Annotated in this window: 27 protein-coding genes and 1 pseudogene; 17 read left to right on the forward strand and 11 right to left on the reverse strand. The window is 43.8% G+C overall.

Annotation, left to right across the window (positions count from 1 at the left end):
* The 4 genes from cobU to L1D11_RS14320 all read right to left on the reverse strand — a co-directional run bounded on the left by cobU (position 1) and on the right by L1D11_RS14320 (position 3,139).
* Positions 1-594, reverse strand: a complete 594-nt coding sequence (cobU, locus tag L1D11_RS14305; RefSeq protein ID WP_008217539.1) for a bifunctional adenosylcobinamide kinase/adenosylcobinamide-phosphate guanylyltransferase — start codon at positions 592-594, stop codon at positions 1-3.
* 26 nt (positions 595-620) lie between these two features.
* Positions 621-1,427: an adenosylcobinamide-GDP ribazoletransferase gene (locus L1D11_RS14310; RefSeq protein ID WP_008217537.1), complete on the reverse strand. Its 807-nt coding sequence runs from the start codon at positions 1,425-1,427 to the stop codon at positions 621-623.
* A complete protein-coding gene (gene cobT / locus L1D11_RS14315) occupies positions 1,427-2,455 on the reverse strand; it encodes a nicotinate-nucleotide--dimethylbenzimidazole phosphoribosyltransferase (protein ID WP_239833885.1) in 1,029 nt (342 codons plus the stop codon). Before cobT ends, L1D11_RS14310 begins: the two co-directional genes overlap by 1 nt.
* A gap of 72 nt (positions 2,456-2,527) precedes the next feature.
* Positions 2,528-3,139: a flavin reductase family protein gene (locus L1D11_RS14320; protein WP_239833884.1), complete on the reverse strand. Its 612-nt coding sequence runs from the start codon at positions 3,137-3,139 to the stop codon at positions 2,528-2,530.
* A 731-nt stretch (positions 3,140-3,870) separates the two neighbouring features.
* On the opposite strand from L1D11_RS14320, the gene L1D11_RS14325 reads away from it, so the two are divergent.
* Entirely contained in the window at positions 3,871-4,566 is a 696-nt protein-coding gene (locus tag L1D11_RS14325; protein WP_239833883.1) for an NAD-dependent epimerase/dehydratase family protein, read from the forward strand.
* Between the two features lie 483 nt (positions 4,567-5,049).
* Here the strand turns inward: L1D11_RS14325 and L1D11_RS14330 are convergent, their stop codons facing one another.
* Positions 5,050-5,943, reverse strand: a complete 894-nt coding sequence (locus L1D11_RS14330) for a nuclear transport factor 2 family protein (RefSeq protein WP_239862596.1) — start codon at positions 5,941-5,943, stop codon at positions 5,050-5,052.
* 130 nt (positions 5,944-6,073) lie between these two features.
* Here L1D11_RS14330 and L1D11_RS14335 point away from each other — a divergent pair, with 130 nt between their 5' ends.
* The gene (locus L1D11_RS14335) at positions 6,074-6,535 is read left to right on the forward strand and encodes a LysR family transcriptional regulator (protein ID WP_239833949.1); all 462 of its coding nucleotides are present in this window, start codon (positions 6,074-6,076) and stop codon (positions 6,533-6,535) included.
* Between the two features lie 482 nt (positions 6,536-7,017).
* The gene (locus tag L1D11_RS22760) at positions 7,018-7,125 is read left to right on the forward strand and encodes a hypothetical protein (RefSeq protein WP_345772755.1); all 108 of its coding nucleotides are present in this window, start codon (positions 7,018-7,020) and stop codon (positions 7,123-7,125) included.
* Positions 7,126-7,275: 150 nt separating this feature from the next.
* Here L1D11_RS22760 and L1D11_RS14340 read toward each other — a convergent pair whose 3' ends face one another.
* Entirely contained in the window at positions 7,276-7,797 is a 522-nt protein-coding gene (locus L1D11_RS14340; RefSeq protein WP_239833937.1) for a DUF2058 domain-containing protein, read from the reverse strand.
* Positions 7,798-8,209: 412 nt separating this feature from the next.
* Here L1D11_RS14340 and L1D11_RS14345 point away from each other — a divergent pair, with 412 nt between their 5' ends.
* Together L1D11_RS14345 and L1D11_RS14350 are read left to right on the forward strand one after the other, a co-directional pair.
* Positions 8,210-9,544, forward strand: a complete 1,335-nt coding sequence (locus L1D11_RS14345) for a sphingomyelin phosphodiesterase (RefSeq protein WP_239833938.1) — start codon at positions 8,210-8,212, stop codon at positions 9,542-9,544.
* A gap of 39 nt (positions 9,545-9,583) precedes the next feature.
* Positions 9,584-10,534 (forward strand): chromosome partitioning protein ParA, encoded by a 951-nt coding sequence (locus tag L1D11_RS14350; protein WP_239833950.1) that lies wholly within the window; start codon positions 9,584-9,586, stop codon positions 10,532-10,534.
* 4 nt (positions 10,535-10,538) lie between these two features.
* Here L1D11_RS14350 and L1D11_RS14355 read toward each other — a convergent pair whose 3' ends face one another.
* The gene (locus L1D11_RS14355; protein ID WP_239833939.1) at positions 10,539-11,573 is read right to left on the reverse strand and encodes an AraC family transcriptional regulator; all 1,035 of its coding nucleotides are present in this window, start codon (positions 11,571-11,573) and stop codon (positions 10,539-10,541) included.
* Between the two features lie 205 nt (positions 11,574-11,778).
* On the opposite strand from L1D11_RS14355, the gene L1D11_RS14360 reads away from it, so the two are divergent.
* The 7 genes from L1D11_RS14360 to purT all read left to right on the forward strand — a co-directional run bounded on the left by L1D11_RS14360 (position 11,779) and on the right by purT (position 19,010).
* Positions 11,779-12,792 carry a DUF2804 domain-containing protein gene (locus tag L1D11_RS14360; protein ID WP_239833940.1) on the forward strand — a complete coding sequence of 338 codons (1,014 nt, stop codon included), beginning with the start codon at positions 11,779-11,781 and terminating at the stop codon, positions 12,790-12,792.
* 87 nt (positions 12,793-12,879) lie between these two features.
* Positions 12,880-13,728, forward strand: a complete 849-nt coding sequence (locus tag L1D11_RS14365) for a sterol desaturase family protein (protein ID WP_239833941.1) — start codon at positions 12,880-12,882, stop codon at positions 13,726-13,728.
* 198 nt (positions 13,729-13,926) lie between these two features.
* On the forward strand, positions 13,927-15,351 hold the full coding sequence (sbcB, locus tag L1D11_RS14370) for an exodeoxyribonuclease I (RefSeq protein ID WP_239833942.1): 1,425 nt from the start codon (positions 13,927-13,929) through the stop codon (positions 15,349-15,351).
* A gap of 25 nt (positions 15,352-15,376) precedes the next feature.
* Positions 15,377-15,748, forward strand: a complete 372-nt coding sequence (locus L1D11_RS14375; RefSeq protein WP_239833943.1) for a CidA/LrgA family protein — start codon at positions 15,377-15,379, stop codon at positions 15,746-15,748.
* Between the two features lie 2 nt (positions 15,749-15,750).
* Positions 15,751-16,428 carry an LrgB family protein gene (locus L1D11_RS14380; RefSeq protein ID WP_239833944.1) on the forward strand — a complete coding sequence of 226 codons (678 nt, stop codon included), beginning with the start codon at positions 15,751-15,753 and terminating at the stop codon, positions 16,426-16,428.
* A 351-nt stretch (positions 16,429-16,779) separates the two neighbouring features.
* The gene (cdd, locus tag L1D11_RS14385) at positions 16,780-17,667 is read left to right on the forward strand and encodes a cytidine deaminase (RefSeq protein ID WP_239833945.1); all 888 of its coding nucleotides are present in this window, start codon (positions 16,780-16,782) and stop codon (positions 17,665-17,667) included.
* Between the two features lie 167 nt (positions 17,668-17,834).
* Positions 17,835-19,010, forward strand: a complete 1,176-nt coding sequence (gene purT / locus L1D11_RS14390; protein ID WP_239833946.1) for a formate-dependent phosphoribosylglycinamide formyltransferase — start codon at positions 17,835-17,837, stop codon at positions 19,008-19,010.
* Positions 19,011-19,102: 92 nt separating this feature from the next.
* Here purT and L1D11_RS14395 read toward each other — a convergent pair whose 3' ends face one another.
* Entirely contained in the window at positions 19,103-19,756 is a 654-nt protein-coding gene (locus L1D11_RS14395; protein ID WP_239833947.1) for a thiopurine S-methyltransferase, read from the reverse strand.
* A 322-nt stretch (positions 19,757-20,078) separates the two neighbouring features.
* On the opposite strand from L1D11_RS14395, the gene L1D11_RS14400 reads away from it, so the two are divergent.
* Positions 20,079-20,858 (forward strand): RelA/SpoT domain-containing protein, encoded by a 780-nt coding sequence (locus tag L1D11_RS14400; protein WP_239833948.1) that lies wholly within the window; start codon positions 20,079-20,081, stop codon positions 20,856-20,858.
* A 398-nt stretch (positions 20,859-21,256) separates the two neighbouring features.
* On the opposite strand, the gene ihfA is transcribed toward L1D11_RS14400, so the two are convergent.
* On the reverse strand, positions 21,257-21,553 hold the full coding sequence (gene ihfA, locus L1D11_RS14405; protein ID WP_004734853.1) for an integration host factor subunit alpha: 297 nt from the start codon (positions 21,551-21,553) through the stop codon (positions 21,257-21,259).
* A gap of 547 nt (positions 21,554-22,100) precedes the next feature.
* On the opposite strand from ihfA, the gene L1D11_RS14410 reads away from it, so the two are divergent.
* The 3 genes from L1D11_RS14410 to L1D11_RS14420 all read left to right on the forward strand — a co-directional run bounded on the left by L1D11_RS14410 (position 22,101) and on the right by L1D11_RS14420 (position 24,996).
* The gene (locus L1D11_RS14410; protein ID WP_345772762.1) at positions 22,101-23,351 is read left to right on the forward strand and encodes a dihydroorotase; all 1,251 of its coding nucleotides are present in this window, start codon (positions 22,101-22,103) and stop codon (positions 23,349-23,351) included.
* Between the two features lie 81 nt (positions 23,352-23,432).
* Positions 23,433-23,993 carry a carbonate dehydratase gene (locus tag L1D11_RS14415; protein ID WP_239834709.1) on the forward strand — a complete coding sequence of 187 codons (561 nt, stop codon included), beginning with the start codon at positions 23,433-23,435 and terminating at the stop codon, positions 23,991-23,993.
* A complete protein-coding gene (locus tag L1D11_RS14420) occupies positions 23,983-24,996 on the forward strand; it encodes a GTP-binding protein (RefSeq protein WP_239834708.1) in 1,014 nt (337 codons plus the stop codon). The genes L1D11_RS14415 and L1D11_RS14420 overlap by 11 nt, the downstream gene beginning before the upstream one ends.
* 80 nt (positions 24,997-25,076) lie before the next feature.
* Here the strand turns inward: L1D11_RS14420 and L1D11_RS14425 are convergent, their stop codons facing one another.
* Positions 25,077-25,988 carry an EamA family transporter gene (locus L1D11_RS14425; protein WP_239834707.1) on the reverse strand — a complete coding sequence of 304 codons (912 nt, stop codon included), beginning with the start codon at positions 25,986-25,988 and terminating at the stop codon, positions 25,077-25,079.
* A 104-nt stretch (positions 25,989-26,092) separates the two neighbouring features.
* Here L1D11_RS14425 and L1D11_RS14430 point away from each other — a divergent pair.
* A pseudogene (locus tag L1D11_RS14430) lies at positions 26,093-26,617 on the forward strand (GntR family transcriptional regulator); the annotation flags it as partial.
* A 3-nt stretch (positions 26,618-26,620) separates the two neighbouring features.
* On the opposite strand, the gene L1D11_RS14435 reads toward L1D11_RS14430, so the two are convergent.
* On the reverse strand, positions 26,621-26,862 hold a 242-nt coding region (locus L1D11_RS14435), incomplete at its 5' end, for a transposase (RefSeq protein WP_239834706.1).

A 26,862-nucleotide genomic window follows, 5' to 3' on the forward strand; every position in this document is an offset into this window, starting at 1 on the left:
CTAGCCTTGAGCATCAAACGAATGATTTGAGGGTTTTAAATTCAACGGTAATCCCGCGGCTATCAACGTAACTCGTTCGACAACTTGAGCGAGCGCTTGGTTCATTCGCCCAGCATTGTCTACAAATAAGCGCGACACTTTACCCAGAGGAACAACACCTAAACCCACTTCGTTAGAGACCATGATAATTTGCGCTTGGCTTTGCTCGACGCTTTTGACCAATGCTTCAACCATGGCTTCAACCTGTTTATTGGTTGCGTCGTCACCCAGTTCAAAGATGATGCTGTTCAACCACAATGTTAGGCAGTCAATCAGCACCACATCTTCTTTCTCAAAAGACTGCAATTTTTCGGCTAATTCGACGGGTACTTCATGCTCAATCCACTCTTTACCACGACGATCTTGATGATGAGCGATTCGCTCGCGCATTTCATCGTCTAAATAGGTCGCAGTCGCAATGTAATGCAAACGCCCATTTGAACATGCTTCAATTGCACATAATGCTTGTTGTTCTGCAAAACTCGACTTACCTGAGCGCGCGCCACCTAAAACAAGATGTCGATGACTCTGATACGCTTGATTATTCGTTGTCATGTGTTGCCTCTAAAATCCTGAATGAGTTACATAAAGCCGTTATAAAACGCAGCGGTAAACACAACGTAAATCAGCAGTTCCATCAACTGTTGAGCCGCGCCCAAACAGTCACCAGTAAAGCCACCAATTCTTACGATTAACCACTTTTTGAAGCCCACTCTAAACAGGTAAGCAATCACAGCTAAAACACACGTAAACGCTAACCCAAACCACAAGCTTGGTAACAGACCAACTAACATAAGGAAGACAAGTTCACCCTTGGTTTGTTTGTTGGCTAAAGGCTTACTCTTGCTTGTGTCTAAATCGCTGACGTAAGGCATGTCATAAATAAGGGATGCAGCAATCGCACGGCTAAAGGTGTAACTCGTCACGATGACCATAAACAATCCAGTCATACTTACGAGTTCATTGAGCAGAGCCCACTTACCAAGCAACGCCATGATCAGCGCAGACGCACCGTATGTACCAATTCGGCTGTCTTTCATGATGGTTAAGCGACGTTCCAATGTCATGCCACCACCAATACCATCCGCCATGTCAGTTAAGCCATCTTCATGGAAAGCACCGGTGAGCATCAAACTAAAACTCATCATCAAAAAGATGGCAATCGAGCTTGGTAACACAGTATCAAGCAACAGGAACAAACCGCCGCACAAGGCGCCAAGCAACAAACCGACCGTTGAGAAGTAACGACCAGAACGATTCATGCGCTCTTCTGAATAGGGCGTACTCTTTGGCATTGGCAAACGGGAAAAGAAGCCCATAGCCAACGAAAAAAGCTCCCATTGATAAGTAGCGCGATCTTTTAACGATCTTTGTGGCGTATCACTCATTAAACCGTGACTCCAGCGCTCTCAAAACTCGCCATATTGTTGTAAAACTCAGCCGCCGCTCGGATGATTGGCATAGCTAAAGCTGCGCCCGTGCCCTCGCCTAATCTCAAGCCAAGGTCAAGTAACGGTTCAGCGTCGAGCAGTTGTAGTAGGATTTTATGCCCTGACTCTTCAGAGCGATGTGCGAAGATCATGTAGTCACGGCAATTCGGCTCAATTAAGGTCGCGACATACGCAGCGACTGACACGATAAAACCATCGACTAATACTGGTGTTCTGTTGTGGTAAGCACCAAGGAAACCACCGACCATTTGCACGATCTCGTAACCACCGACTTGAGCCAAAACCGATTTCGGATCGAGTCCTTTACAGCGCGCAACACCTTGTTCAACAAGCGCCAATTTACGTGCAAGTTGTTCGTGATTAATGCCTGTACCTAAACCCACACACTCTGCCGCAGTTCGCTTTGCTAGTGCGCTTAAAATCGCTGACGCGCTGCTGGTGTTGCCGATACCCATCTCACCGAACATGACAATGTTCGTGCCATTCGAAATGGTTCTAGATACAAGCTCCGCGCCCAGTTCAATACCACGTTCTACCGTTTCTAAACTCATTGCTGCTTCGTTGGCAAAGTTATTGGTTCGTGTGCCCAAACGTTGTGACACTAGCATTGAAGAATCAGCTTCAACTGGCAATAGGATGCCCGTGTCGACTACCGTAATGTCGATATTGTTCACAGCACAAAAACAGTTAATCGCAGCACCGCCGTTTAAGAAGTTCAATACCATCTGCTGCGTGACAGCACTTGGCGCAATACTCACACCTTCGTCAGCGATGCCATGATCACCTGCGAATATAATGATGCTCGGCTTGTTCAATTCGATATTTTCGACCGCCGACTCTTGTCCTTGGCTCTGAATTAATGCTAATTGAAAGGCAACTTTTTCGAGTAAACCCAATGCCCCAAGCGGCTTAGTTTTTTGATCAATACGGTGTTGGATTTGCTGTGAGTATTTGGTATCTAACATAAAATTATTGCTACTTAGATTACAGAATGGGGTTTAGCGTTATTATCCGGTTGAAGCTCAATTGAATAACGCTTACTTAGGACGAGTCACTGAGAACACATTGGATAGCGTGGCGTATTCGCCTCCACCTAGTCGAGATAAAGGATCAAGTGCTAGTGCATCAATCTTCAAGCGTTCGCTCTCTTTATCGATCACACCTTCAGAGATATACACCTGTTCAACTTGAGCGAAGACAAGGCTTTGCGGTACTTCACCGACTTCTTTCACTTCATACAATGTGCAACCAAAAGCCACAGCGCACTCCTTCACTCTAGGTAAAGAAAAACCTTCAAACTCAACCAGCTCAATATTATTCGCGGTGACTTCAGAGTCACCATGAGCGAGCGTGGCTGCTGTCGCCGTCATCACCTCGGCAGAACTGGCTGACGCAATATGAATGACCAACTTACCGGTTTCAAGGGCATTACGAGTGGTATCTTTGATTTCGCCCGATGGCTTCTTCCCGACCGACAACATCAGTAGCGGTGGATTGCTGGAAACGGGTGTGAAATAAGAGAAAGGCGCTAGGTTGTACTCTTGATCAGAAGATTCCGTCAATGCCCACGCAATAGGGCGAGGAACAACGGTTTGTGTCATCAGGTGATAAATCTGAGTGGGAGCAAGAGTATCAAGCTTGAATTTCATAGCACGTCCTTGGTCTATGTGAATTAAGACTCAGTTTACGTGTTAAGAAGAGTCGTATCTATGGCTAAGTACCAGAAACCGCAAAGAGTGTTCTTAATTTAGAAAGATCACGTTGTTTTTTCTCAAATTGACAATCAGATTGACGAACCCTAAAACACATACAATACTGATAATAGATTTGCCAATAACTTACATTTTGGCATCTTTTATGCTTTATCTTTTTTAAGCGCTAACTAAAGTACTTGTTAATCTCTCCATTAAGAAGTAACCATACAATGTGTTCCCACAACACTGATGCAAAACAAAGAAACACGATTGATTGAAAGAAAGCTCAAAAATGATTTAGGAGGTACAATGATTCCCAATTCAAGTAAAAGAAAACCAAATAAATCAAACAAAAAAACGAGTAAAAAGGTAAGGAAAATCCCACTTTCCTTCACCTAGGAAGCAGCAACGTAAGTATCAAAGCCCGTCGCCCAGCGGGCTTTGTTATGTTTAACGCCTAACTTAAGTTTCATACCGTATTTATATTCCCCACCACAAGTAGGTTTCACTCCGCATTTATGTTTGTGGCCGTACATATATCTCAGACCAAGCTAAATCATCTCTTTTTCCATAAACAGGTGACTCCCCACACACTACTAAGAACTCGTTTAACAAACTTTTATTCGCTTAAAATTCAAACACTATTTATATTAAACAAACACTTGTAGAGTGAACAAGGGATTAGGATGAGCATTTCTGGAGACAAAACATCGGTTGTGGTGGCTGGTGCAACAGGGCTAATTGGCAATCACGTGATGAAGTTGCTCATCGATGAACCTGCCGTTGAGCATATCTATGCCCTATCTCGCAGAGCGTTAAATTCTCAATTTGACTCCAATAAGCTTCAAACTCTTATTCACAATGACCTGCAAGTCACGAGTTGGGATGACACGAATGCGACGCCTAACCTTGGCCTTATCTGCTTAGGTACGACTAAGAAAAAGGCAGGCTCAAAAGAAGCACTTCGCAAAGTCGATGTAGAATTGGTTAGCCAAGTGGCGCAGTCGATGAAGTTTCTTGGGGTTCAACGTATCGCGGTCGTTTCTAGCTATGGCGCATCACCGGATTCTTATTCGCACTACCTACGTTGCAAGGGGCAAATGGAGCAAAACTTAAAACGTATTGGCTTCAAACAGCTTTTCATCGCACGTCCAGGCCCGCTAGTTGGTGAGCGTGATAAACCAAGAGCTGATGAAAAACTCCTGCAAAGTGTCTTGCCTCTGCTGTCCCCATTTATGTTTGGTAAGTTCAAAAACCTACGCCCTATTCAATCGGAAGACGTAGCCAAAACAATGTTGTTCCGATTATTCGAAAATAATTTCCAAAATATCGAAATTTACTCGTCGAGTGACATGCTCAAGTTATTGGCAAAATATCACTAAAATTTTCGACTACTTCGTTAGAGTTTAAGGTTATAGAATCACGGTCAATTAGCGCGTGGTTATGCGGCTTCCAGTTGGTTGTTTTACGTCGGTTTCGACATGAGGCTACAACATATAATTAACGTAGCGGATAAATTAGTCGACTTCTGAATTCGTTCCATTGATTTAAACATAATGGACACTCATTATTGCTTGTTTTCTGCACCTTCAATGGTTGTGGAATATGGGAGTTAGTGCCACTGAACCTTTAGGTATCGTAATCCCAAATGCCCCTAGAAAGTCTCGAAGCTGATTCATCGTTCTTGCTCGTTTTAGTGTGTTGTTTTATAAACTGTGGCGGCACAATTTTGACTTCATGTACATGAATCCATTCCAATTAAACAAGGAGAGATATTTACTAACGCCTCAGGCTACTATAAATGTCTTAGGTCACTGTGAATAAAGGTGGCCGATAATCTAACCACCCCGCTTTTATTTTTAGATTCACTTGCCTTTTAGCTGATTTAACGCACCAGACCAATCTTCGACGTGATGCGATTTAACGATTTTGCCGTTCTCTATAGTATGAATATCAATTGTCATAATGTCGAAACTCTTACCCGCACCATCAACGCCGAATAGAGGGCCTTTTGGCGTACCGGTTGCTCGGCCTCGTACAGTCACATGATTACCAGAATGAGTCATCTCTTCGATATTCCAATTTAAGTCTGGAATTAATTTTGCGAAGTATCCCATTTGACCTAAAAAAGCACCTTTCGATTTGTTTTTGCCAGAATAGTTACCGATACTTTCCCAGTCATCCGTCGTATTAGCACTGAAAGCCTTTGCCGCTTCTTCAGAACCGGGGTTACTAAGAAGTGTATAAAACGTCTCTACAGTAGCTTTGTTAGCTTGTGAGTTGTCAGTATAAGCTTTGGATACCGCATAACTGTCTTCCATCCAATTCCAGCTTTGTACTTTACCGTCTTCTACATGAACACGAACAGCCCATGTGAATTTGCCCGTATCCATACCAGTTTTTTTGAGAATAGCGCTCATCGACCCCATAAATACCGCTTGATTAGCTTTAGCGAAACTGTAGTCAGTACTCCAACTTGTAACTGTCAAACCTTTACCAAATGCGGGCATAAACTTACCCATAACTTCCTCTTTGCCTTTCCAAGGGCCGATCCAAGGGAGACGTTTATCACCTTCATTATACCAAACAAAATCGTCGCTCATTAGTTCGATCAACTTTGCTCCGTTGCCACTGCCAGCAGCTTCGAGAAATGACTTCGCCACAGCTAAAGTGCTATCTGATTGAGCATCTGCATGACTGACACCAAGCGGAACAATCGAAATCATTGATACTATAATTATTTTTTTAACCGTATTCATACTATATTCCTTTTAATCAAGTTAGTAATAGAGAAGCGTTCTTGATGTGACTAGTCAATCTACTCTATCGAAACTTTTGTTAGATGATAATATGGCTTTAATTAACTTCATAATTCGATTAGATGGAACAATGTTAAATCAATTACGTCAAATAGTAATCTTTGCAAAAACCGTCGAACACGGTTCCTTTAGAAAGGCAGCTAAGGCATTGCACTTGTCTCCATCCGTTGTCAGTCATCACATAGCAAAACTAGAAGAACAGTTAGGTGTAGCCTTACTTTACCGTTCCACACGGAAAATCTCCCTAACATCGGATGGTGAAACCCTACTAGTATCAGCTCATGCGATGATAGAAGCAGCGGAAGACTTTTTGAACGTAGCGACAAAGCAATCAGCCCAATTAATGGGGGAGTTAAGTGTCGCACTGCCTGCTGTACTGCAACGCACCGACTTTGTGAATCACATAGGGGCCTTTGCGCAACTACACCCCAACGTAAATATTCGGCTCGACTTCTCTGACTTACAGCGAGACTTAGTAAAAGATGGTATCGACGTCGCCATACGCATGGGTTCGCTGGAAGACGCAGCTTAAAGGCGCGCAAGTTTTGTGAAGTAGAGCGTTGCGTTGTTACATCCGCCGAATACGCAAAATCGAAAACGGACAAAGAAAACATAACGATTGATGAAATCGAAACATGGGACTGGATCGAACTCACACCTGTTGGCTTAAATAATATCTATTCATTCACGAGCGCACTTAAAAGAAACTTTAGACCTAAGTCCAACATAAGTGTAAACAGCGCTTACGCCATACATCAACTCATAAGCAGTGGCTACGGTATTGGTGCTTTACCGACGTTTTTAGTAAAAGAAGGAATCGCAAACGGCACTCTCATACAAGTTATGCCAGAGATCAAAATAAAGAATATTGGCGTCTACGCCATATGGCCATCGAATGCGCCCAAAAGCGGTTTAACTAGCCAGTTTGTCAGCTTCTTAAAAAGAGCCTTGAAAAATCAACTGTAGTAGAGTGAGCCTACCTTTAACGACCTGTCTCGCTACCTCCATCGAGACGTGCTACCTTACAAAGATATCCTCAACACCGAAAAAAGCAGTGTGACTTTTCGCAATTTAGATAGCACTTCCAAAAAACAAAAAAACGCGCACCTTATCTACGATTGAGTTCTTAGTGTTCATCTTGCAACGCGTGCAGATCAAAGTCATTTGCTCCAACAAAAAATGCAGCGACAATCGAATGATTGCTCGCTGCATTTTTATTGTAAATATCGATTTTACTTAACTAGCCATTCAAATGAAGCTAGGTAAAACGGATTACCACATTAAATCGTCTGGGATAACGAAGTCTTTGTAAGGGTCATCTTCGTCGACTTCGTCTGTACTAACCGCTTGCGTATCAACGATAGACTCTTCGTCACGCATTGCGATTTTGTTCGCTACTGCTGTTGGAATAACAACATAGCTTTCGCCTTGACGTGCAATACTTAGAATGCCTTTACTTAGTTGCTTTTGAGTCAGCTCTTCTACGTAAAGGTATTTAACGAGCGTACCGTCGGTGAAGTTGTATTTGATCTCACCGTTCTTCTGTTCTAGCTTGTTCATCTCAATCAGTTGCTTCACTTGAGCTTTAATTTCTTTGCTCAACTGCTGCTCTTTCAACTTTTGGTTTAGCTCTTTGTCTTTCGCTTGCTGCGCCAGCTTAGCTTCTTCTGCTGCCGCTTTTGCTTCACGAGACTGAACGCGAGACTTTTTAGAGCCTTTCTTCGCCTTCTTTAATTTTTTCTCATTTACCAAGCCAGCTTTAAGCATCTGCTCTTGGAGTGTTAACTTTGCCATGACTTTCCCAGTTCAGGATTAAAAACGGCACCATCATACCTGTTTTTAAGGTCTCTGTTTACTGAACAAAGGTAAATTACAGAACAATCGCAAAATTTATGTTGAGAGAACTCAACTGTCGCTGGAGTCCCTTCTTAATGTTCACACCTTTCACTTTTCCCAACACACAACTTTTGCCTAAACACACCACACTGGTTCGTTTATCGCCTAAAACCCATGTTCTAACTCTATTATTCGCGCGCGTATCACTTATCATTCATACAAAGCAATATGTTAATTTTCAATGAGTAATCGAATTTATAAAACCATGGCATATATCTAATGTTTGGATAATTCTGATAGAGTTATAACTCCAATGTCATAACTCTTTACTACGTTATTCTTTAAACCAATCAGTCAGGATAACGTGAAAATGAAAACTCAATGGACTTGCCTTAGTGCATTACTTGCATCAGCTTCATTAATTTCAACCACTGCTATTGCAGATACCGATGTGTATCTGACCAACAACACCAACCAAGTGATGACGATTCAAGCCAACCATACCGGCACCGATCTACTTCAACTTGGCGATGAGTGGCAGCAACATGTTGAGAAAATTGGCCCTTGGGAAACGAAGAAGCTGATCAGTTTCAATCGCTGGACTGGTGTGAAATCTGGGAAGACCTATGAGTTTGACACTGTGGTATCGAACGCTGTGGGCGAGAGTGTTACGTTCAACCAAACCATGAAAGGGCATTGGTATAACTCGACACTGCGACATGGTCTGAGTGCTGCAGACGTCAACCTAACACTGCACGACGATCGCAAAATTCATCGCAGCACAACCAATGCGTTCGGGATCAATGCAGAGCTAGCACTTAAAGCCGATTCTACGGCGCGCTACGATGATATTTATTACACCATCACCCCGCCCAAAGTGGATGAGCAGCCAGAACAGGATGCCAACACACTGAAAGTGATGACCTACAATATTTGGGCTCTACCGGCTATCGCTTCGCATATCGGTGATCGTTATGATCTCATCCCTCAATACGTTAAGGGCTACGACGTGTTAGCGCTTCAAGAAGTGTTTGCCAACGGACGAGATGAGTTCTTGCGTGAACTGGCAAAAGAGTACCCATACCAAACTAAAATGCTCGATAAGGATGGGATTAACATCTATGACGGCGGCGTGATCATTGTGAGCCGCTATCCGATCGTCAACGAAACACAGTACGTTTTTCCTGATTGCACAGGTACAGATTGCTTCGCAGACAAAGGCGTTAACTACGCTGAGGTCATCAAAAATGGCCAGGCTTATCATGTATTCGGCACCCACACAGCATCGTTCGATACAGACACCGCTCGTGACTACCGACAACGTCAATTCAAGCAAATGCGTGCACTGGCGCAGTCTCTGAATATCCCTGCATCAGAAACTGTGGTTTACAGCGGTGACTTCAACGTGAACAAGCTGAAGTTCCCTGGCGACTACCAACAGATGTTCGCTAACTTGCAGGCCGAAGAGCCACAATATTCAGGTTACACCGCTTCTACTTTTGACCCACGTATCAACAACTTTGCAGGCGAACCTATGTCGGGTGGCGAGAATGTCGAATACCTTGATTATGTGGTAGTGAGCTCGGAATATGCAGCCAAAACTCATAACGACAACCGCGTGGATGTTCCAAGGTCAACAAACAGTGAGTTATGGAAGCACTACAACCTTTCAGACCACTTCCCTGTTAGTGCTATGATCAAGTAACTCGGTGAATCAATAATGCATCGAGTTTTATTAATCACAATGCTCGTCTTAACGGCGAGCATTGTTGGCTACTCATGGTCATCAAACTCCACTGAAACACAGATATCTTCTGCTCAACACACAGAAGCTAAGCCCCGTGTTTCCAAGACAACTGATTACGATAATCACACACCAACTGCAAGTGCTAGGCCGGAAAATTCAGTATCGCAGAGCAAACAAGCCAGAGCCGAATCGCTGAACCGGAAAACATATGCAGAAAGCTTAAACAAACTTGAAGGTAAGGCTTTATTCGATGAACTCGATGAATTTTGGAAGCTTTGTCAACAACGTGATGACTGCACTGAGCAATTAGCACGGTTAAAATCAGAACTGCCGAGTATATGGTTTGATTTGCTAAGTGATTATCCGCAGCTATCAGTCGATTGGCAATCAACCCAAAGTACTATTCCACTTGAATCCATAGATATTCTTGAAGAGCGTGTTGCCCTATTCAAGCAGTCTGCACAGCAAGTATGGGGAGAGTTGGCCCACCAACTATTCGCAGATCAGTTTGCTCACTTAGACTTTACGCTTGACGCACACTCCCTTGAAGTGAATGAAGCGAGCCAGTTTTTGACCAAGTATCAAGATTTGCTTAGTGAATGGCAAAACAATATGGGCACGTTAAACGCCGAAACAAAACTTCAAAAATATGAACTCGCAATGTCTTTGATAGCCACCAGTTATAGCCCTACTGAAATTGCATCAATCAAAGCCGACCTTCAAAATACCTACTTAAATGAAGCGCAGGCCAGCAACATTGCCGCACGAGAACAACAAGTCGCACAACAGCAACAAACTGTGATGAGTTATCACGAGCGATTGGATCAGCTCAAAGCGAGCTTAGACTCTCAGCGAGCCTCAAGTTATGCCACTTGGTCTCAGCAAAATTGGGACCGTTACTATCAGCAGGAAGTCGCCGGTTTCAGAGAGGAATTTTTTAGTAAGTAACGCCTTAACTTAGACCATCACGAAACTGCGCGGGCGTTTTATTGAGCCACCCTTTAAATGCCCTTCTGAAATTTGCAGGGTCGCTATAACCGAGCCTTTCACCGATGTCTTCGATACTCATGGTTGTACCGAGCAGCAGTTCTTTGGCCAGTTCCACTCGAACTTCGATCAGCAATATTTGATAGCTGGAATCATAGGTCACTAGATCTCGCCTGAGGGTTCGAGAGCTACAGCCAAACTCATCCGCAAGTTGTTCAATATTCGGGAAGCTGCCTGCGGTTTGATAAAAGATCGTTTTGATCTGGTTAGTGAGCAGATACTCAGAGTCCAGCGTTTCGACTATCGACTGGCAAGACGCAAGATAGCGCTTCAGTGTCACGGCATCATGAGTCAATAAGGTTTGCGACAAAACCGAGGCACCAAAACGCAGTTCACAATGGTTTTGTTCAAAAATCACCTGACACTGGAAACGCTCGTCATAGAACTGGGCGTAATTAGGGCGAGCATAAGGCAAAGCCAAAGTGTGAATATCCAACTCATGACCAGTCAGTTCTTTGAACAAAGAGGCAATTGAACTCAAGAAATACTCAGTGCAGAAAGGGAGCAGCTCGCCCACTTCCAAGGTGTTCTCAATCTGAATCACTGCTTGATCGGAATCTAGAAACAATTTAACCGAGAAGATAGGCCCATTCAGGCGCAGATATTTAAAGCCCGACTTGATGGCCTCTCCGACATTTTGACTGGTCGATAGCGCATAACCCAACACACCAAAGTGGCTCAAGCTAGCATGTTCTCCCAACCAAAGCCCTAGGCCATCGTGAGGAACGCGCTGATTCGCCGCGCTAAATAACGCAAGCTTATCAGCATATGTCAGTTTTCCATTCGGTTCTCGCCAATCCATGTTGGACAACCCTACATCATTGAGCAACCTTTCAATATCGATACTTCGTTGATCTAAGGTATTCAACAGCAATGCTATATCTAATGTACCCAACTGATGCCTATGTCCGGTTGGCTTATACTCCGCGATGATCTCCAACCGTCTCTCCTTTTCCGAACGTAGTTGTCACTCAATTATCGACTCAAGGATCGTTGCTCACTGCTCAACATTCGCCAAGTAGCATAAACCATCCATAGTGGAAAAATCGTGATTAGTGCCTAACTATTGTCCGGATATGACCTCCCAATCCAGCTTAACTCATCGCACAATGGCCTCAGTTGTTAAATTTATGTGAACCATCGCTATGATAAAAACCAACCCTGCCCCACATAATTTGATTGATTCTAATGGTCAGCCGACCATTGGGTATTTCGATGGCATCCCAAAGCATCTGAACATTGAGAGCTTTCACTACCTGAACTCGATGGATTCAAAAGCAGCCCCTTGGCAGAAGCACTTCCACTACAAGCAATTCCAGTTTGTCAACATCGTCACAGAAACTCACATTATTGGTGTCGCTATCGCGGATATTCGCTACTTAGGTTCAGCATTTTGTTATGTCTACAACATCGAAAACAACCATCTGGAAGAGTCATCTTGGTTGAGGCCGTTTGGGTTTGATAAACAAGTAACACCTTCACCATTTGAAGGTAAGACTTGCATTGCTGGCCAAAGCATTGCTTTCAATATCGAAGGCGGACAATGGAAAGTTGACTTGAATACCAAGCACATCAAAGCTGATATCACTTTAGACCCTGAAACCGGCAGCTTGCCCATGGCTATGTGCTGCCCAACAGGTTATTCAGGTTGGACTTACACCCAAAAGCACAATGCTTTGCGAATCAGCGGCGACATCCAAATTAAGGGAAAATCATTAAACCTCACGCAAGCTCGTGCTGGGTATGACTTTTCGTCAGGCTATATGAGGCGTGAAACCAGTTGGCGCTGGGCGAGCATCAATACACAGTCTAAGAGCACTGATATTGGCCTCAACCTCGCGGCGGGCGTCAATGAAACGGGCGGCTGCGAAAACGTGTTATGGGTCAATGGAACCAGACACTTGCTTAACCCGGTACAGTTTAACTTCAGTCGCCGAGACACGAATTTACCTTGGCAGATAACATCACAAGATGAACGTATAAACCTAACGTTTACCCCCCTTAATAATCGAAGCGAAAAGCTCAATTTATGGCTTCTCAAGAGTAACTTCCGCCAGTTCATTGGTCACTTTTCTGGCTCGATTGAAGACAACAATGGCATTGCCCACCAACTTGATGGTGTTTTCGGCATAACAGAAGATCACTTTGCTCGCTGGTAGCGAAATTCTGCTGACCGAATCACAGGCTACCAAGTCTAAGTAAACTTGATACTAAGAACACGTCTGGTGTCTCAACAAGGGTAAAACATGAATATCGACGCATTAATCAATCACCCCAAATGGCTACTGTTGGTATTAGCGCCCTTATTCGTAGTGTGCATGTTGGCTGAGTATTTTATCGGTCAGAAGCAAGGCCGGTTGCCTGCTAACTCCAGCTATAAGCTTTCAGAAGTGATGTGTAACTTTACACTTGCAGGAATGCATCAACTCTCCGATTTACTCACCGGGTTATTGGTCATGCAGCTGTATCTTTGGATGTTCGGTTGGCGCTTAATGGACATCGAGATGGGCATGCTAAGTTTTGCTGTATTGATGGTGTTACAAGACTTTTTCTATTATTGGTTCCATAGAGCAAGCCATCGTATTCGCTGGATGTGGGCGGCACACGTGGCACACCACAGTTCAGAACAAATGAACTTTAGCACTGCGTTTCGTCAGAGCTTGATGTACCCATTCGCAGGCATGTGGCTATTTTGGGTACCGTTAGTCATCATAGGTTTTGACCCTAAATGCGTCATCTTTATAGTACTTCTAAATCTAGGTTTGCAGTTCTTTGTCCACACACAATGGATACGGAGCTTAGGGCCACTTGAATACATCTTTAACACCCCTTCGCACCATCGTGTTCATCACGGCAAAAATCCTCAATACATCGATAAGAACTACGCCGGTGTTTTGATCATTTGGGATAAGTTGTTTGGTACGTTCGAACCTGAAGTTGAAACTGTTAGTTACGGCGTCACAAAACCAGTAAACAATTTTAACCCTATAATCGTCACCTTTCAAGAATGGAAGGCTATATTCAAAGATTTGAAGAACCGAGAGTTAACCATAAAACAAAAAGTACAGCTGATACTTTCACCTCCATCTGATTAGGTGAGAGATTATGATTACTAAGAGATAGCCACGATTAGATTCAAAAGCATACCCATTGGCTCGATTGGATAGTAAAGCACCGTTTTCCGGCAATTTATTTGTGATCTGGCTTGCACGCGTACCGCATACTATCAGATACTGAACAAAACTAATCTTCAGCCACAGTAAACGTTACGCGCTTGCTGTTCAGGAAATTCAATGAGTTCAGATAATCAGCCAACCTACTTCTTTTTCGATTACGAAACGTGGGGCGTTAGCCCAGCAAAAGACCGCCCGAGTCAGTTTGCGGGTGTTCGTACCGATCAAGATTTCAATGTTATTGGAGAGCCTCTGGTTATCTATTGCCAACCTCCTGCTGATTACCTTCCTGCACCTGAAGCTGCACTGATCACTCGCATCACTCCACAAAAAGCCATGTCTCAAGGCCTACCGGAACCTGAGTTCATCGCTAAGATTCATGCTGAGCTTGCAAAACCAAACACCACAAGCCTTGGCTACAACAGCATTCGATTCGATGACGAAGTCACGCGTTATACCTGTTACCGCAACTTCATTGACCCATATGCATGGAGCTGGCAGAACGGCAACTCACGTTGGGATCTGTTAGATGTGATGCGTGCCGTACACGCCTTGCGCCCAGACGGCATTGTTTGGCCAGACAATGAAGAAGGTTTCCCGAGCTTCAAACTGGAACACCTATCTGTGGCAAATGGCATTGAACACGAAAACGCGCACGATGCGATGGCCGATGTTATTGCGACTATTGAACTCGCGAAAAGGCTCAAAGCCGCACAACCTAAGATGTTTGATTATCTCTACAACATGCGCCACAAACGTAAGCTGAATGAGCTGGTCGACATAGTCAATATGACACCTTTGATGCACGTTTCAGGCATGTTTGGTCGTGACTGCAATTACACCAGTTGGATTGTTCCTATGGCGTGGCACCCAACCAATCAGAATGCCGTTATCGTAGTTGATTTGGCCAAGGATCCGAGTCCGTTATTAGAGCTGGATACAGATGCACTTAGAGAAAGGCTCTACACCAAACGCAGTGAACTTGCTGAAGACGAGCTACCCGTACCAATCAAATTGGTTCAGCTGAACAAGTGCCCTATTCTTGCGCCAGCCAAAACGCTGACGGCTGAAAATGCCGAAACCATCGGTATCGATCGCCAACAATGCTTGAAGAACTTGGCCCTACTGCGCGAACACCCAGAAATTCGTGACAAATTGATTGGCTTATATTCACAGGAACGTGAGTACGAACAGAGCGACGATGTAGATACACAGCTTTACGACGGTTTCTTTTCACCTGCTGATAAAACAGCGATGAACATCATTCGCGAAACTGATCCTAACAACTTGGCAGCTTTGGATATCACCTTCAGTGATGAACGTATTAAACCGTTACTGTTCCGTTACCGTGCGCGTAACTTCCCATGGACGCTCAACGAAGCTGAACAATTGAAATGGGCGAACCATTGTCGTGAACTTTATGAAAGCCGTTTAGAAGAGTACATGCTGAACCTTGAAAACCTCGCGCACGAACATGAAAGTGACGAGAAAAAAATGGCTATCTTGAAGGCGGTTTATCAGTACGTAGAAAAGTTAGCTAGCTAATTCCATTATCAAGAGATGTAACACTTTGAAAGAAAGATTAATCCAACTGGTTTACTGCTTAATCTCTTTCACCTTAATCATGGGTGCACTTACAGCAGGTAACACGTTACAGCACTTTTTGGATACCTCAATCCCAGGCAGTATTTTTGGTATGTTGATTCTATTTGCCGCCATGGTGATTGGTATTGTTCCTTCGCACTGGGTGCAGCCGGGTGCAAGCTTGATTATCCGCCTAATGATTTTGCTTTTTGTTCCGATCAGTGTTGGGTTGATGGATCACTTCAATATGCTCATCGCCAATGCATTGCCTATTATGGCAAGTGCCGTTGGTGGAACGCTCATCGTATTGGTGTCCCTGTCATGGTTCTTAGACCGCTTGCTTTCGAGAGGTAACTGATCATGTGGATTCTACTCACCATCGTGGTATTCCTGTTTGCTCGCAGGGTAAGTCAAAAAGTAAACTCACCGCTGTGTAACCCTCTGCTTATCAGCATTGGTATCATCATTCCGATTCTCACGTTCTTTAGAGTACCGTTTGAGACTTACTATGCTGACAACACCTGGATTACGTACATGCTTCAGCCAGCGGTTGTCGCCCTAGCTTATCCGTTATATGAACAGCTACCTCAAATTCGAGCTAACTGGCGAATCATTACCTTTGCATGCACGCTGGGTAGTGTGATGTCGATGACCACAGCGGCAATGATTGCCGTCGCTTTCAAAGCCGACCTAAGTTTGATTGCAAGTTTATTAGGTAAGTCAGTCACCACGCCAATTGCGATGGAAGTATCAAGCCATTTAGGTGGTGAAGCAGCGATTGCGGCAATACTGGTATTGATCGTTGGTCTGTTTGGGGCAATCTTTGCTTATCCAATCTACAATCTCATCGGTATTAAGAGCCCTATCGCCCGTGGTTTAACCATGGGTACCGTGTCTCACGCTTTAGGCACGGCAACATGTGCTGAAAAGAATCAGGAAGATGCAGCATTCAGTTCTTTGGCTCTTGTGCTTTGTGGCGTCATTACTTCAATCATCGCACCGAGTATATTTTCGCTTGTAGTTTGGTTCTATTCTTAACCACCGTGATTTCAGTTGAAACGCTGATTGATCATTGGTTACCTAATAGATATAGCTAGCGGTTTTAAAGTGTGACAAATATCCAAATGGCCCAAGCAGAACTCTGATTATTTCAGTGTTAGCTTGGGCTTTTTTCTCGCATTTAGTCAGCAATAGCAGACAAATCGCAATCTGTTTAGGCCAATAAGTGCGATATCAATGGCAGTTTTTTATATTGCAATCGATTTCATCTGTGACCTCACTCTAATTATGCAAGCCAATGTAACAACAACAACTCTATAGTGATCATTATCACAGAAAAATCCTGAGCATTGCATAGAATTAAAGCCTAAGGTCAATTAAGGATTCAACATGAACAGTCGTATTACCCTGGCGCTGGAAAGTGCTCCAACAGCAATCAAAGCGCTTTTGAGTAACATCGTATTAGCAGACAACTTTGACGCGACATTGTCTCCAGAACAATTTGCCAGCCTACTGCAAGCAAGTGGTCTAGCGGATGACGAACTACGTATTGCGCTACTTCCTTTTGCCGCAGCGTATTCTTACGCTCCGTTGTCTGACTTTTATGTTGGTGCAATCGTGCGTGGTTTGTCTGGTACTCTGTATTTTGGTGCAAACCTTGAAATCGCTGGTGCTCAACTTGGCCAAACCGTTCACGCTGAGCAATCTGCAATCAGCCACGCTTGGATGAAGGGCGAGCTAGGAATCTCTGATATCACAATCAATTTCAGCCCTTGTGGTCACTGCCGTCAATTCATGAATGAACTGACAACAGCACAAGAACTTAAAGTTCAGCTTCCACAACGCGATGAAATGTCTCTGCAAGAGTACCTACCAGACTCTTTCGGCCCTGCTGATTTAGGTGTGACAACCGGCCTAATGACTAAGCTTGATCATAAGTACTCGACCGAAGAAACAACGCCGATTGTTGTAGAAGCACTAGCAGCACTAAACCGTAGCCATGCTCCTTACACCAAAAACCTAAGTGGTGTTTCACTACAACTGACATCGGGTGAGATTTTTACGGGAGCTTACGCAGAAAATGCAGCGTTCAACCCGAGCCTACCCCCTCTGCAAGTGGCGTTGATTCAACTGAAACTGGCTGGCTTCGATTTTGAACAAATTGAAAGTGCTGCTTTGGTTGAAATCGCAGAAGGTAGCATCAGTCACCTAGCGGATACGCAATCTACATTAGACGCGATTAATCCCGACATTCCAGTGACTTACTTAGCAATCTAAGTACATCTAATTAACAACTTTTTAAATAAGCAGCTCATTTTTATAGGGCTGCTTTTTTTATGCTTGTAATTAACACCACAACCCACGCAAACGTTTGCTTTTGTCGTTTAAATAAGTATGATCATCCCGTTTTCAATCAATCGTTCAAAAGATCGGAAGGAATTTCTATGTTTGGTACTGCTACTCGTGAAAATGCTACTCGTGTACTTCTATTAGGTTCAGGTGAACTTGGCAAAGAAGTGGCTATCGAGTGCCAACGTTTAGGTTTGGAAGTTATTGCTTGTGACCGTTATGCAGATGCGCCGGCTATGCAAGTCGCACATCGTAGCCATGTACTAGACATGTTAGATGGCGATGCACTTCAAGCCATTATTGAACTAGAAAAGCCAGATTACGTGGTACCTGAAATAGAAGCTATTGCCACCAGCAAGCTGGTCGAGCTTGAAGCACAAGGTTTGAATGTCGTTCCAACAGCTAACGCAACTAAGCTAACGATGAACCGTGAAGGTATTCGTCGTCTTGCAGCAGAAGAACTAAAGCTAAGCACATCCCCTTACCGCTTTGCAGACACCCTTGAAGACTTCGCTGCCGCGGTTGAATTTGTCGGCATGCCTTGCGTTGTTAAACCCGTAATGAGTTCTTCAGGCAAAGGCCAGAGCGTTATCAAAACCGAAGAAGACATCCAAAAATCGTGGGACTATGCACAAGAAGGTGGTCGCACTGGCGCTGGGCGTGTAATCGTTGAAGGTTTCATCGAGTTTGATTACGAGATCACTCTTCTAACTGTTCGTGCAGTCGACGGTGTCCATTTCTGTGCGCCTATCGGTCACCGCCAAGAAGATGGTGATTACCGCGAATCATGGCAGCCACAGGTTATGTCAGACAACGCTCTAAAAGCGGCACAGTACACTGCAGAGCAAGTGGTTAATGCTCTAGGTGGTCATGGTATCTTTGGTGTTGAGTTGTTCGTTAAAGGTGACCATGTGATCTTTAATGAAGTATCCCCTCGCCCACACGATACTGGTTTGGTGACATTGATGTCTCAAGACTCGTCAGAATTCGCACTGCACGTACGAGCATTTACAGGTATGCCTATCAAATCAATTACTCAATATGGCCCATGTGCGTCTGCAGTAATCCTTGGACAAGGCAAATCAACGAACATTCGTTTTGAAGGCCTTGCAGAAGCATTAGAGGCACCACAAACGCAAGTTCGTCTGTTTGGTAAACCAGACATCGATGGTCGTCGTCGCCTTGGTGTTGCACTAACACGCCGTAAGAGCACAGAAGCCGCGATTGAAGATGCAATCAACAGCGCATCTAAGGTAAAAGTGATTTACTAATCAGATTCTCAACTCTTGAATCTTAACGATCAAAAAGACGGGCGATGCGCCCGTCTTTTCATTAGTGTTATCTCTTCGAAAGTAAACTGAATCTAGACTTCCGATTCAATCAAATACACTTCTTCACTGAATCGAGACAAACCTTTCTTAGCAATCTTAGGATGCTCATCGTCTGCAATATCTTGATTCAATAACGTAATCTTGTAACCCGAAAACAACTGATCGATTTCCAGTTTAGGTACGCTAAACGGAGGGCCTGCCATTTCGTCTTGATCGTAGTCTAGCGTTACAAGTAGGATCTTACCGCCAGGCTTCAATAACTGCTTCAAGCGCTCTACATATTGCACTCGCATCTCAGCAGGCAAAGCGACTAAAGAAGCACGATCATAAATAATCTCGACCGGCTGAATTGGCGCAGTGAAGTAATCCCCAGTGTAAACACTCAACTCATCAAACTGATAAAGCTCATGTTGACCGTTAATTTGAGTTACGGTTGGCGTGTAGAAATGCTCAGAGAAAAAAGCTCGAACCGCAATCTGGCTCAATTCAACACCTTGAACGTCTTCATGTTTAGACGCAAGCCAAATCAGATCTTCACTCTTGCCACATAGAGGAACAAATACACTCTTCTCATAGCTAGGGTCCGTTGCTTTCCAAAACTCAACCAAAAGTGGGTTTACATCTTCAAGGTGGAAACCAATTTGGTTGGCTGCCCATTTATTGTGCCAAAATTCAGGATTATTCATCTTTCGTTCATGTTAAACAGTCATAATGTAAGGGTACAGTATAGACAAGTAAGAGCAACCTTAGCTTGGCTTAAAGTGCCAAAATGGTTTCGAATAAGACCAGAAACTGGCTAGGTTCAAAGTTCTTAAAATTTCGGAACAAACGCTTGGATTATTTGTCTATATGTTCACATTTTAAAGCAATATTAAACGTTAGAGTTGGTTTCTGTCTTAGCTAGCCCCATTTAATATGTAGTGAGTTTAGTTAAGCTTTTTACTCTTATGCGTTACTGGTTACCCCTTTTAACTACCCGTTTTTGTAACCTTGTATTTTGGAGTTTGAATGAGTGTATTTCTCCGTACGACGGCCCTAATGCTTCTAGTATTGAGCCGAGCGCCTGCATTCGCAGCAGCACCTGTTTCAACGAGTTCAACTGATCAATCGCGCACAGCGTCTTCGCAAAACCAAGTTTCATCAAACGTATTCCGCCACAGCCTAAGCGGCCTATATGGCATAAAGGCATTCGACTCGCGTCCAACTCAGCCTTATACCGACTTCGACATCCTTTACAGCAAAGCTCACCAAGCACAAGCAGAGCTAGAAACGATCTGTAAAAGTACTGCTCTTCTCACTAATTCAGACGCTCTATTTGCTGGTGTTAAATCTCAAGCTCGCGCTCAAGAGAAAATTGAATTGGAACTGGATGGGGATAACACAAAAATTACCGATCTAGCACGCGCAACAATCATCGCTAATGATGTAGAAAGCCTAGTTGAAGTGTACGAAGTACTGAGCCGTGAAGCGGACGTAGTAAAAGTGAAAAACAAGTTTAAGTCACCAGCTGATTCTGGCTACCGTGACCTTAACCTGTTGGTTCGTTTACCAAAAACCAACATGATTGCTGAGGTTCAACTTCACTTAAAAGCGATAGCGGATGTGAAAAGTGGCCCTGAACATGAGCTATATGAGATCATTCAAGGTATTGAGCGTCATGCCATTGCTGAAAAGCGCCCAATCAACGACATCGAAGCTGCGCAAATCAACAGCCTAAGACGCCAATCTTTAGAGCTGTACCAACAAGCATGGCAACCATACATTACGACTCATATAAAAGCGGCTTAACAACAACCTTACCGTTACTACAAAATAAAAACGAACAAGGGCTGCGAATGCAGCCCTTACTCATTTCAGAAACACTCTTATAAAGTACCTTTGAAGCTTATTACTTTTAATACAACCTGAAACGAGTATACAAACCCAATGACTTTACGTGCTAGATATACTTATCCAATAATGATTTAACAATATGTTGCATATAGAAGCCTTGGCGGCCATTGCTTTTAAACCAGGTAATTGCTTCAATACATAATCCTATTTTTTTGCTTTTTAACACCTTTGAGTAGGAGTATGCAGTGAAACTTCAGCTGAGCTACGATAGGATAAAAGAATGAAAACGAGAGACAAGAATAAATACGCTTATACAAACAAAAAGACCACGCTAGGCGTGGTCTATTGCTTGGCTACTTCTCGATTTTAATATTTTCAACTCGGGCCTTTAGTTTTTGTCCCGGTCTAAAAGTAACAACACGTCGAGCAGAAATTGGAATGTCTTCACCAGTTTTCGGGTTACGACCAGGTCGCTCGTTCTTCTCGCGAAGATCAAAGTTACCAAAACCAGACAGTTTTACCTGTTCGCCATTTTCAAGCGCTTTTCGAACTTCTTCGAAAAACACTTCAACCGTTTCCTTGGCATCCCGCTTGCTGTATCCGAGTGTCTCAAACAGGTTCTCAGCCAAATCGGCCTTCGTGAGTGCCATAAAACTTTCCTCAAAGCTATGTTAATCATTGCTACTATCGACAGTAGCGCCAAAGCATTTACCGTATTCAATCAATGAGATAAGGTCGTTTACAAGGAAAGTGTATGCCAAGCTTCTGATTTTCGCCAACTTTTTTATTTCAACTGTCAGATTATTCTTTTAAATCAGAAAGATAACTCGCTCTTAATTTCACATATATGGCTAAAAAACATCTGATTAACAGTTGTCAAATAGAACTATATTCCAATTAATATTGATAAATTGGAATTTAAAACTTTACCGGTCTAAAAAATAATTTTGAGACTTTTCTCCTATCCCCAATAAAATCAGCTACTTGATTTGATATCCATCTCAACAGAAGTTACGAAATAATCATTATTAAATATGAGATTTGTATCATTTCAGAATTTAATTCGAATCGGTCAATGCTAACACTGATAGTGAACTGACTTTTACTGTCATTCATCTGTATTCCAATCCTATCAACCTCCCCCCTTTAGTGACGCTGTGCAGTAAGGTACATTTCACAGCACCATTTTGATATGTTATAACATATCAAAATAGAAGGGTTTTAGTACATAAAATGAAAGATATTGAAGCGATCATTAATCACGTCAAGCAAGGATGCAAAGACAATAGCTACCTCATCCCTGGAATGATTGACGACCAAGTACACTTTCGCGAGCCAGGGTTAACCCACAAAGGCACAATCGCGACAGAATCACGAGCCGCTGTCGCCGGTGGTATTACTAGCCATATGGAGATGCCCAACGTAAACCCCGCTACAACAACCATAGAAGCCTTAGAGCACAAGTTTGATATCGCAGCACAGAGCTCATTGGCTAACTACTCTTTTTACCTAGGTGCGACCGAGGATAATTTAGAGCAGATAAAGCAGCTCGACCCGGCCAAGCACTGCGGCATAAAAGTCTTTATGGGCGCTTCAACCGGGAACCTATTAGTCGAAGATCATCAAGCGTTGGATGCGATTTTTCATGATTCTCCGTTACTTACCGTGACCCACTGTGAAAGCGGCTCAGTGATTGCTGAAAATCAGCAACGACTCAGGAATGATGCACCCAATTTCACAATTGAAGACCACCCTATCCTAAGAGATGACAGAGCCAGCTATGCCTCTTCTTCTTATGCCGTTGAGCTCGCTAAAAAGAACAATAGCCAACTTCGTGTATTGCATATCACTACAGAGAAAGAGTTGGCACTATTTGATAAAGGGCCAATCGAAGGCAAGCGCATAACCGCTGAAGCGTGTGTTCATCACCTTTGGTTCAGTAATGAAGAGTACCCAAGATTAGGGAACCAAATCAAATGCAACCCAGCCATCAAATTTCCAAGCGATAGAGCAGCACTACTTGCCGCCTTTAGCACCAATCAAATAGACATCATCGCTACAGACCATGCTCCTCACACATGGGAAGAAAAACAAGTTTCTCATGAGCAAGCGCCTGCACCTGCAGGTTTACCTCTGGTACAACACGCCCTCTTAACTCTGTTTGACCATGTACATGCCGGAACCATGACCGTAGAGCAAGTCGTAGAGAAAACAGCACACAGACCATCCATTCGTTATGCGATACAAAACCGCGGTTATATTCGTGAAGGCTACTTCGCAGATTTAGTGCTCGTCGACCCACAAGCATCAACATTAGTTGGTGAGGAAAACAACCTTTATCAATGTGCTTGGTCTCCATTCACTGGTCACGAGTTCTCTTCCCAAATCAAACATACTTGGGTAAATGGCACCAAGGTTTATAGCAATGCAGATTCGAGCTTGATCTAAGGTACAAATCACTCTCCAACAATGAGGCTGTCATTCGAGCGCTAGTTCACCAGTTATTACCATCAATAAAAAGAAATCAATATGTTAAGAAGAAACCCTAACGGCCATATGCCAAACGTATCGGAAACCGCCTTCATTGATCCAACCGCCATTATTTGTGGCAAGGTGATCATTGAAGATAACGTGTTCATTGGTCCTTATGCCGTGATACGTTCCGATGAGGTTAATGAACACGGCGATATGGAAGCCATCGTGATTAAGCGAGACACCAATATTCAAGATGGTGTGGTTATTCATTCAACAGCTGGTGCCGCAGTGACCATAGGAGAACGTTCCTCTGTCGCTCACCGTTCCATTATCCATGGGCCTTGTGAAGTCAGTGACGATGTCTTTATCGGCTTCAACTCTGTCGTTTTCAATGCCGTCATTGGTAAAGGTTGCGTGATTCGTCATAACTGCGTGGTGGACGGACTCGACCTTCCCGAAAATTTTCATGTACCACCGATGACCAACATAGGTTCAAGCTTTGATCTAAACAGCATTTCAAAAGTACCACCAGAATACTCGGCGTTTTCAGAATCGGTTGTCTCTGCCAACCATACTCTTGTTCAAGGCTATAGAAGGATTGCTAATGAACTCTAATAAGTCCCCCTTGATTGGGATTCCGACCAACATTATTACTGGGTTTCTCGGAGTAGGAAAAACCACCGCGATTCTTAACTTAATGAAGCACAAACCAGCCGATGAGAATTGGGCTATTTTGGTGAATGAGTTTGGTGAAATTGGCGTTGATGGAAGTTTATTCGAAGGCAAGCAAACCAAACAGCAGCAAGTTTTTATTCGCGAACTACCGGGTGGCTGCATGTGTTGTGCAGCTGGGCTACCCATGCAGATAGCACTCAATCAATTGCTTTCAGAGGCGAAGCCAGACCGCTTGCTGATTGAGCCTACTGGGCTTGGCCACCCAAAAGAAGTGTTAGAAGTATTATCTTCTGAACATTATCGTAAAGTGCTGTCACTGCAAAAGAACATCACCTTGGTAGATGCTCGCAAGCTGTCTGATACTCGTTATTCTGACCACGATACTTTCAACCAACAAATTACCATTGCGGATACGATCGTCGGCAATAAAGTAGACCTTTATAACAAGGTTGATGCAGAAATGCTTGCCGAGTACGTTGCTCAGGTTTGTCACCCTGACACTAAGCTGATCTTTGCTCATCACGGTAAGATCCCATACGAAGAGTTTGATGGAAGCAGTAGTTTTTATCAACACCAAGCTCATGGGCACCATCACCACCATGATCACAAACAAGATAAGCCACTTGCATCTGAACTCCCGATGCCAGAAAGCGGCATGCTCAAAGCGACCAACCAAGGCGAAGGCTTCGAGAGTATTGGCTGGCGATTTGCAGCCGATAAACTGTTTGACCACCAGCGTTTACGACACTTTCTAGTCGGCTTGAAAGTTGAACGTATGAAGGCTGTGTTCATTACTCCAAATGGTATTTTTGGCTACAACTTAACGGAGGATGGTTTGACAGAATCAGAACTCGATGAGTGTAGTGAAACCAGAATTGAGGTAATTGGTCAGGGCATAGAGAGTGATCTCGAAAGCCACCTTCTAGAATGTCTTGTTAACTAAATTAGCCCTATCGACAATTAAAACTAAAGCCCTATGAACTAGACATCCATAGGGCTTTTTAGACGTTGAAGTAAACATCACTACGTTATCTTACTGACACCAATCGTTTCTCTGTCACCGGATGTGCCGCTACTCACCGCTTTTGCAGGTTTAACGATCAAACCAATCCCGATTAAGAACAACACCGATGCCACTACTTGAGCGAGTGACAACACTTCGTCGTACATAAAGTATCCGCTGATCAGCGCGAAGACTGGCACCAGCAAGGTTAACGGTGCAGTTGTGCTTAGTGGATATTGGATTAACAACTTGTTCCACACCCAATAGCCAAATAGCGTGGTTGGATAAGCCTGAAACAGCACCGCAATCGTTGTGTTCCAATCCCATTGTTCAATCCCCTGCCAAATGATTTGATCCCCGTGTAACATCACAGCAAACAACACCAACGGCGCTGGTGCAAACAACATTCCCCACACATTAAACGCAAACGCCTGCTTAGTTTTAGAAGCCTTAACAATGACGCCCATTAAGGTCCAACTGCACGCTGCAATCATAATCAAGATAACGCCGTTAACGGTGACATTCCCTTTCGCCGCTGAGACTAAAACTGCAAGTGCACACAGGGCTAACATCGCACCAATTAACTTACGAACCGACGCATTTTCTTTGAAAACCCATACCCCAACTGCCATTCCAATAAGCACGTTGCTTGAAAGCAATACTGAGGAAAGCCCAGATGAGAGGCCTGCTGTGATTGACCATGATGCCATACCCCAAATACCAACCCCAAAGACAAAGCCATAACTCACGAGATAACGCCACGCGACATTCGGCCTTGCGACAAAGAATATCACTGGTATCACGGCTAGCGAGAAACGCGCGGCCGTTGCCAACAAAGGATGAACGTTGGTTACGCCCATTTTGATCATCGAGAAATTGAATCCCCAAATTGCCATCACCAACACCGCTAACAACAAATCATTTCTTTTCATACTGTCCCCCTCTTTTGTTTTAAAAAAGTATCCCTTGAACAACAAAACGGGTACAGATACAATTTTTGAAACAAAAACCAGTACAGTCAACCACAACCGTTACCATGAGCATTTACCGAAAACTTGCGAATCAGTTTATTAATGAGATTGAAAGTGGAAAAAGACCCGAAGGTGGGCGTATGCCTTCGCTTCGTCAATTAGCTAAGCAACAAGCCGTTAGCATGTCGACCGTAGTAAGTTGCTACCAAGAGCTAGAGTCACAGGGCTGGATTCACTCTCGACCACAAGCCGGGTATTTTGTTTCTCCTCATAAGCCAGCTCACTCAACACCTGAATGGGCACAGTTTGAGAGTAAAGTTTCCAGAGTGAGACAAACCTCATCGACTCACAACTCAATCAATGGGCCTTTAGGGGTTTCTAGCACCACCAATGATGAGCAATCGGTCGTTGAACTAGAACGCAGTTTCCGTCGCTCGATAAAACGCATGGGTAACAGGCTCAACCATTACCCTGATACTCAAGGCGAGCCGATATTACGACAAGCATTGTCCACTCACTTTGCAAAGCTTGATGTGCATTTTTCACCAGGCGAACTGGTGGTCACGGCTGGCTGTATGTCGGCAATAAAAGGTTCATCGCGGCTTTCCGGGGAAAGCCGCTTTTATCTTCAAGAAGAAGTAGTCTGTATCTCGATACCCATATCCCATTCGCTTGATTAGTTTTATCTTGTTGTTTATCCCTTCCAATGTGCATGTGTTAAGCGGATAACTTGCCGATGCGATAATGCCGTGAAGATAAGGACTCAGTTTTCGTGCGAACTCTTGCAATGGCTTAATTCCACTCTCCTGTACTTGTGCCCACCACACCTCCCAGA

Origin of the sequence: Vibrio sp. Isolate32 (assembly GCF_022397955.1) — a bacterium.
GTDB lineage: Bacteria > Pseudomonadota > Gammaproteobacteria > Enterobacterales > Vibrionaceae > Vibrio.

Coding starts and splice junctions, on each gene's coding strand:
- cobU (WP_008217539.1), bottom strand. CDS start 594: ATGACAACGAATAATCAAGCGTATCAGAGTCATCGACATCTTGTTTTA.
- L1D11_RS14310 (WP_008217537.1), bottom strand. CDS start 1,427: ATGAGTGATACGCCACAAAGATCGTTAAAAGATCGCGCTACTTATCAA.
- cobT (WP_239833885.1), bottom strand. CDS start 2,455: ATGTTAGATACCAAATACTCACAGCAAATCCAACACCGTATTGATCAA.
- L1D11_RS14320 (WP_239833884.1), bottom strand. CDS start 3,139: ATGAAATTCAAGCTTGATACTCTTGCTCCCACTCAGATTTATCACCTG.
- L1D11_RS14325 (WP_239833883.1), top strand. CDS start 3,871: ATGAGCATTTCTGGAGACAAAACATCGGTTGTGGTGGCTGGTGCAACA.
- L1D11_RS14330 (WP_239862596.1), bottom strand. CDS start 5,943: ATGAATACGGTTAAAAAAATAATTATAGTATCAATGATTTCGATTGTT.
- L1D11_RS14335 (WP_239833949.1), top strand. CDS start 6,074: ATGTTAAATCAATTACGTCAAATAGTAATCTTTGCAAAAACCGTCGAA.
- L1D11_RS14340 (WP_239833937.1), bottom strand. CDS start 7,797: ATGGCAAAGTTAACACTCCAAGAGCAGATGCTTAAAGCTGGCTTGGTA.
- L1D11_RS14345 (WP_239833938.1), top strand. CDS start 8,210: ATGAAAACTCAATGGACTTGCCTTAGTGCATTACTTGCATCAGCTTCA.
- L1D11_RS14350 (WP_239833950.1), top strand. CDS start 9,584: ATGCTCGTCTTAACGGCGAGCATTGTTGGCTACTCATGGTCATCAAAC.
- L1D11_RS14360 (WP_239833940.1), top strand. CDS start 11,779: ATGATAAAAACCAACCCTGCCCCACATAATTTGATTGATTCTAATGGT.
- L1D11_RS14365 (WP_239833941.1), top strand. CDS start 12,880: ATGAATATCGACGCATTAATCAATCACCCCAAATGGCTACTGTTGGTA.
- sbcB (WP_239833942.1), top strand. CDS start 13,927: ATGAGTTCAGATAATCAGCCAACCTACTTCTTTTTCGATTACGAAACG.
- L1D11_RS14380 (WP_239833944.1), top strand. CDS start 15,751: ATGTGGATTCTACTCACCATCGTGGTATTCCTGTTTGCTCGCAGGGTA.
- cdd (WP_239833945.1), top strand. CDS start 16,780: ATGAACAGTCGTATTACCCTGGCGCTGGAAAGTGCTCCAACAGCAATC.
- purT (WP_239833946.1), top strand. CDS start 17,835: ATGTTTGGTACTGCTACTCGTGAAAATGCTACTCGTGTACTTCTATTA.
- L1D11_RS14395 (WP_239833947.1), bottom strand. CDS start 19,756: ATGAATAATCCTGAATTTTGGCACAATAAATGGGCAGCCAACCAAATT.
- L1D11_RS14400 (WP_239833948.1), top strand. CDS start 20,079: ATGAGTGTATTTCTCCGTACGACGGCCCTAATGCTTCTAGTATTGAGC.
- ihfA (WP_004734853.1), bottom strand. CDS start 21,553: ATGGCACTCACGAAGGCCGATTTGGCTGAGAACCTGTTTGAGACACTC.
- L1D11_RS14415 (WP_239834709.1), top strand. CDS start 23,433: ATGTTAAGAAGAAACCCTAACGGCCATATGCCAAACGTATCGGAAACC.
- L1D11_RS14420 (WP_239834708.1), top strand. CDS start 23,983: ATGAACTCTAATAAGTCCCCCTTGATTGGGATTCCGACCAACATTATT.
- L1D11_RS14425 (WP_239834707.1), bottom strand. CDS start 25,988: ATGAAAAGAAATGATTTGTTGTTAGCGGTGTTGGTGATGGCAATTTGG.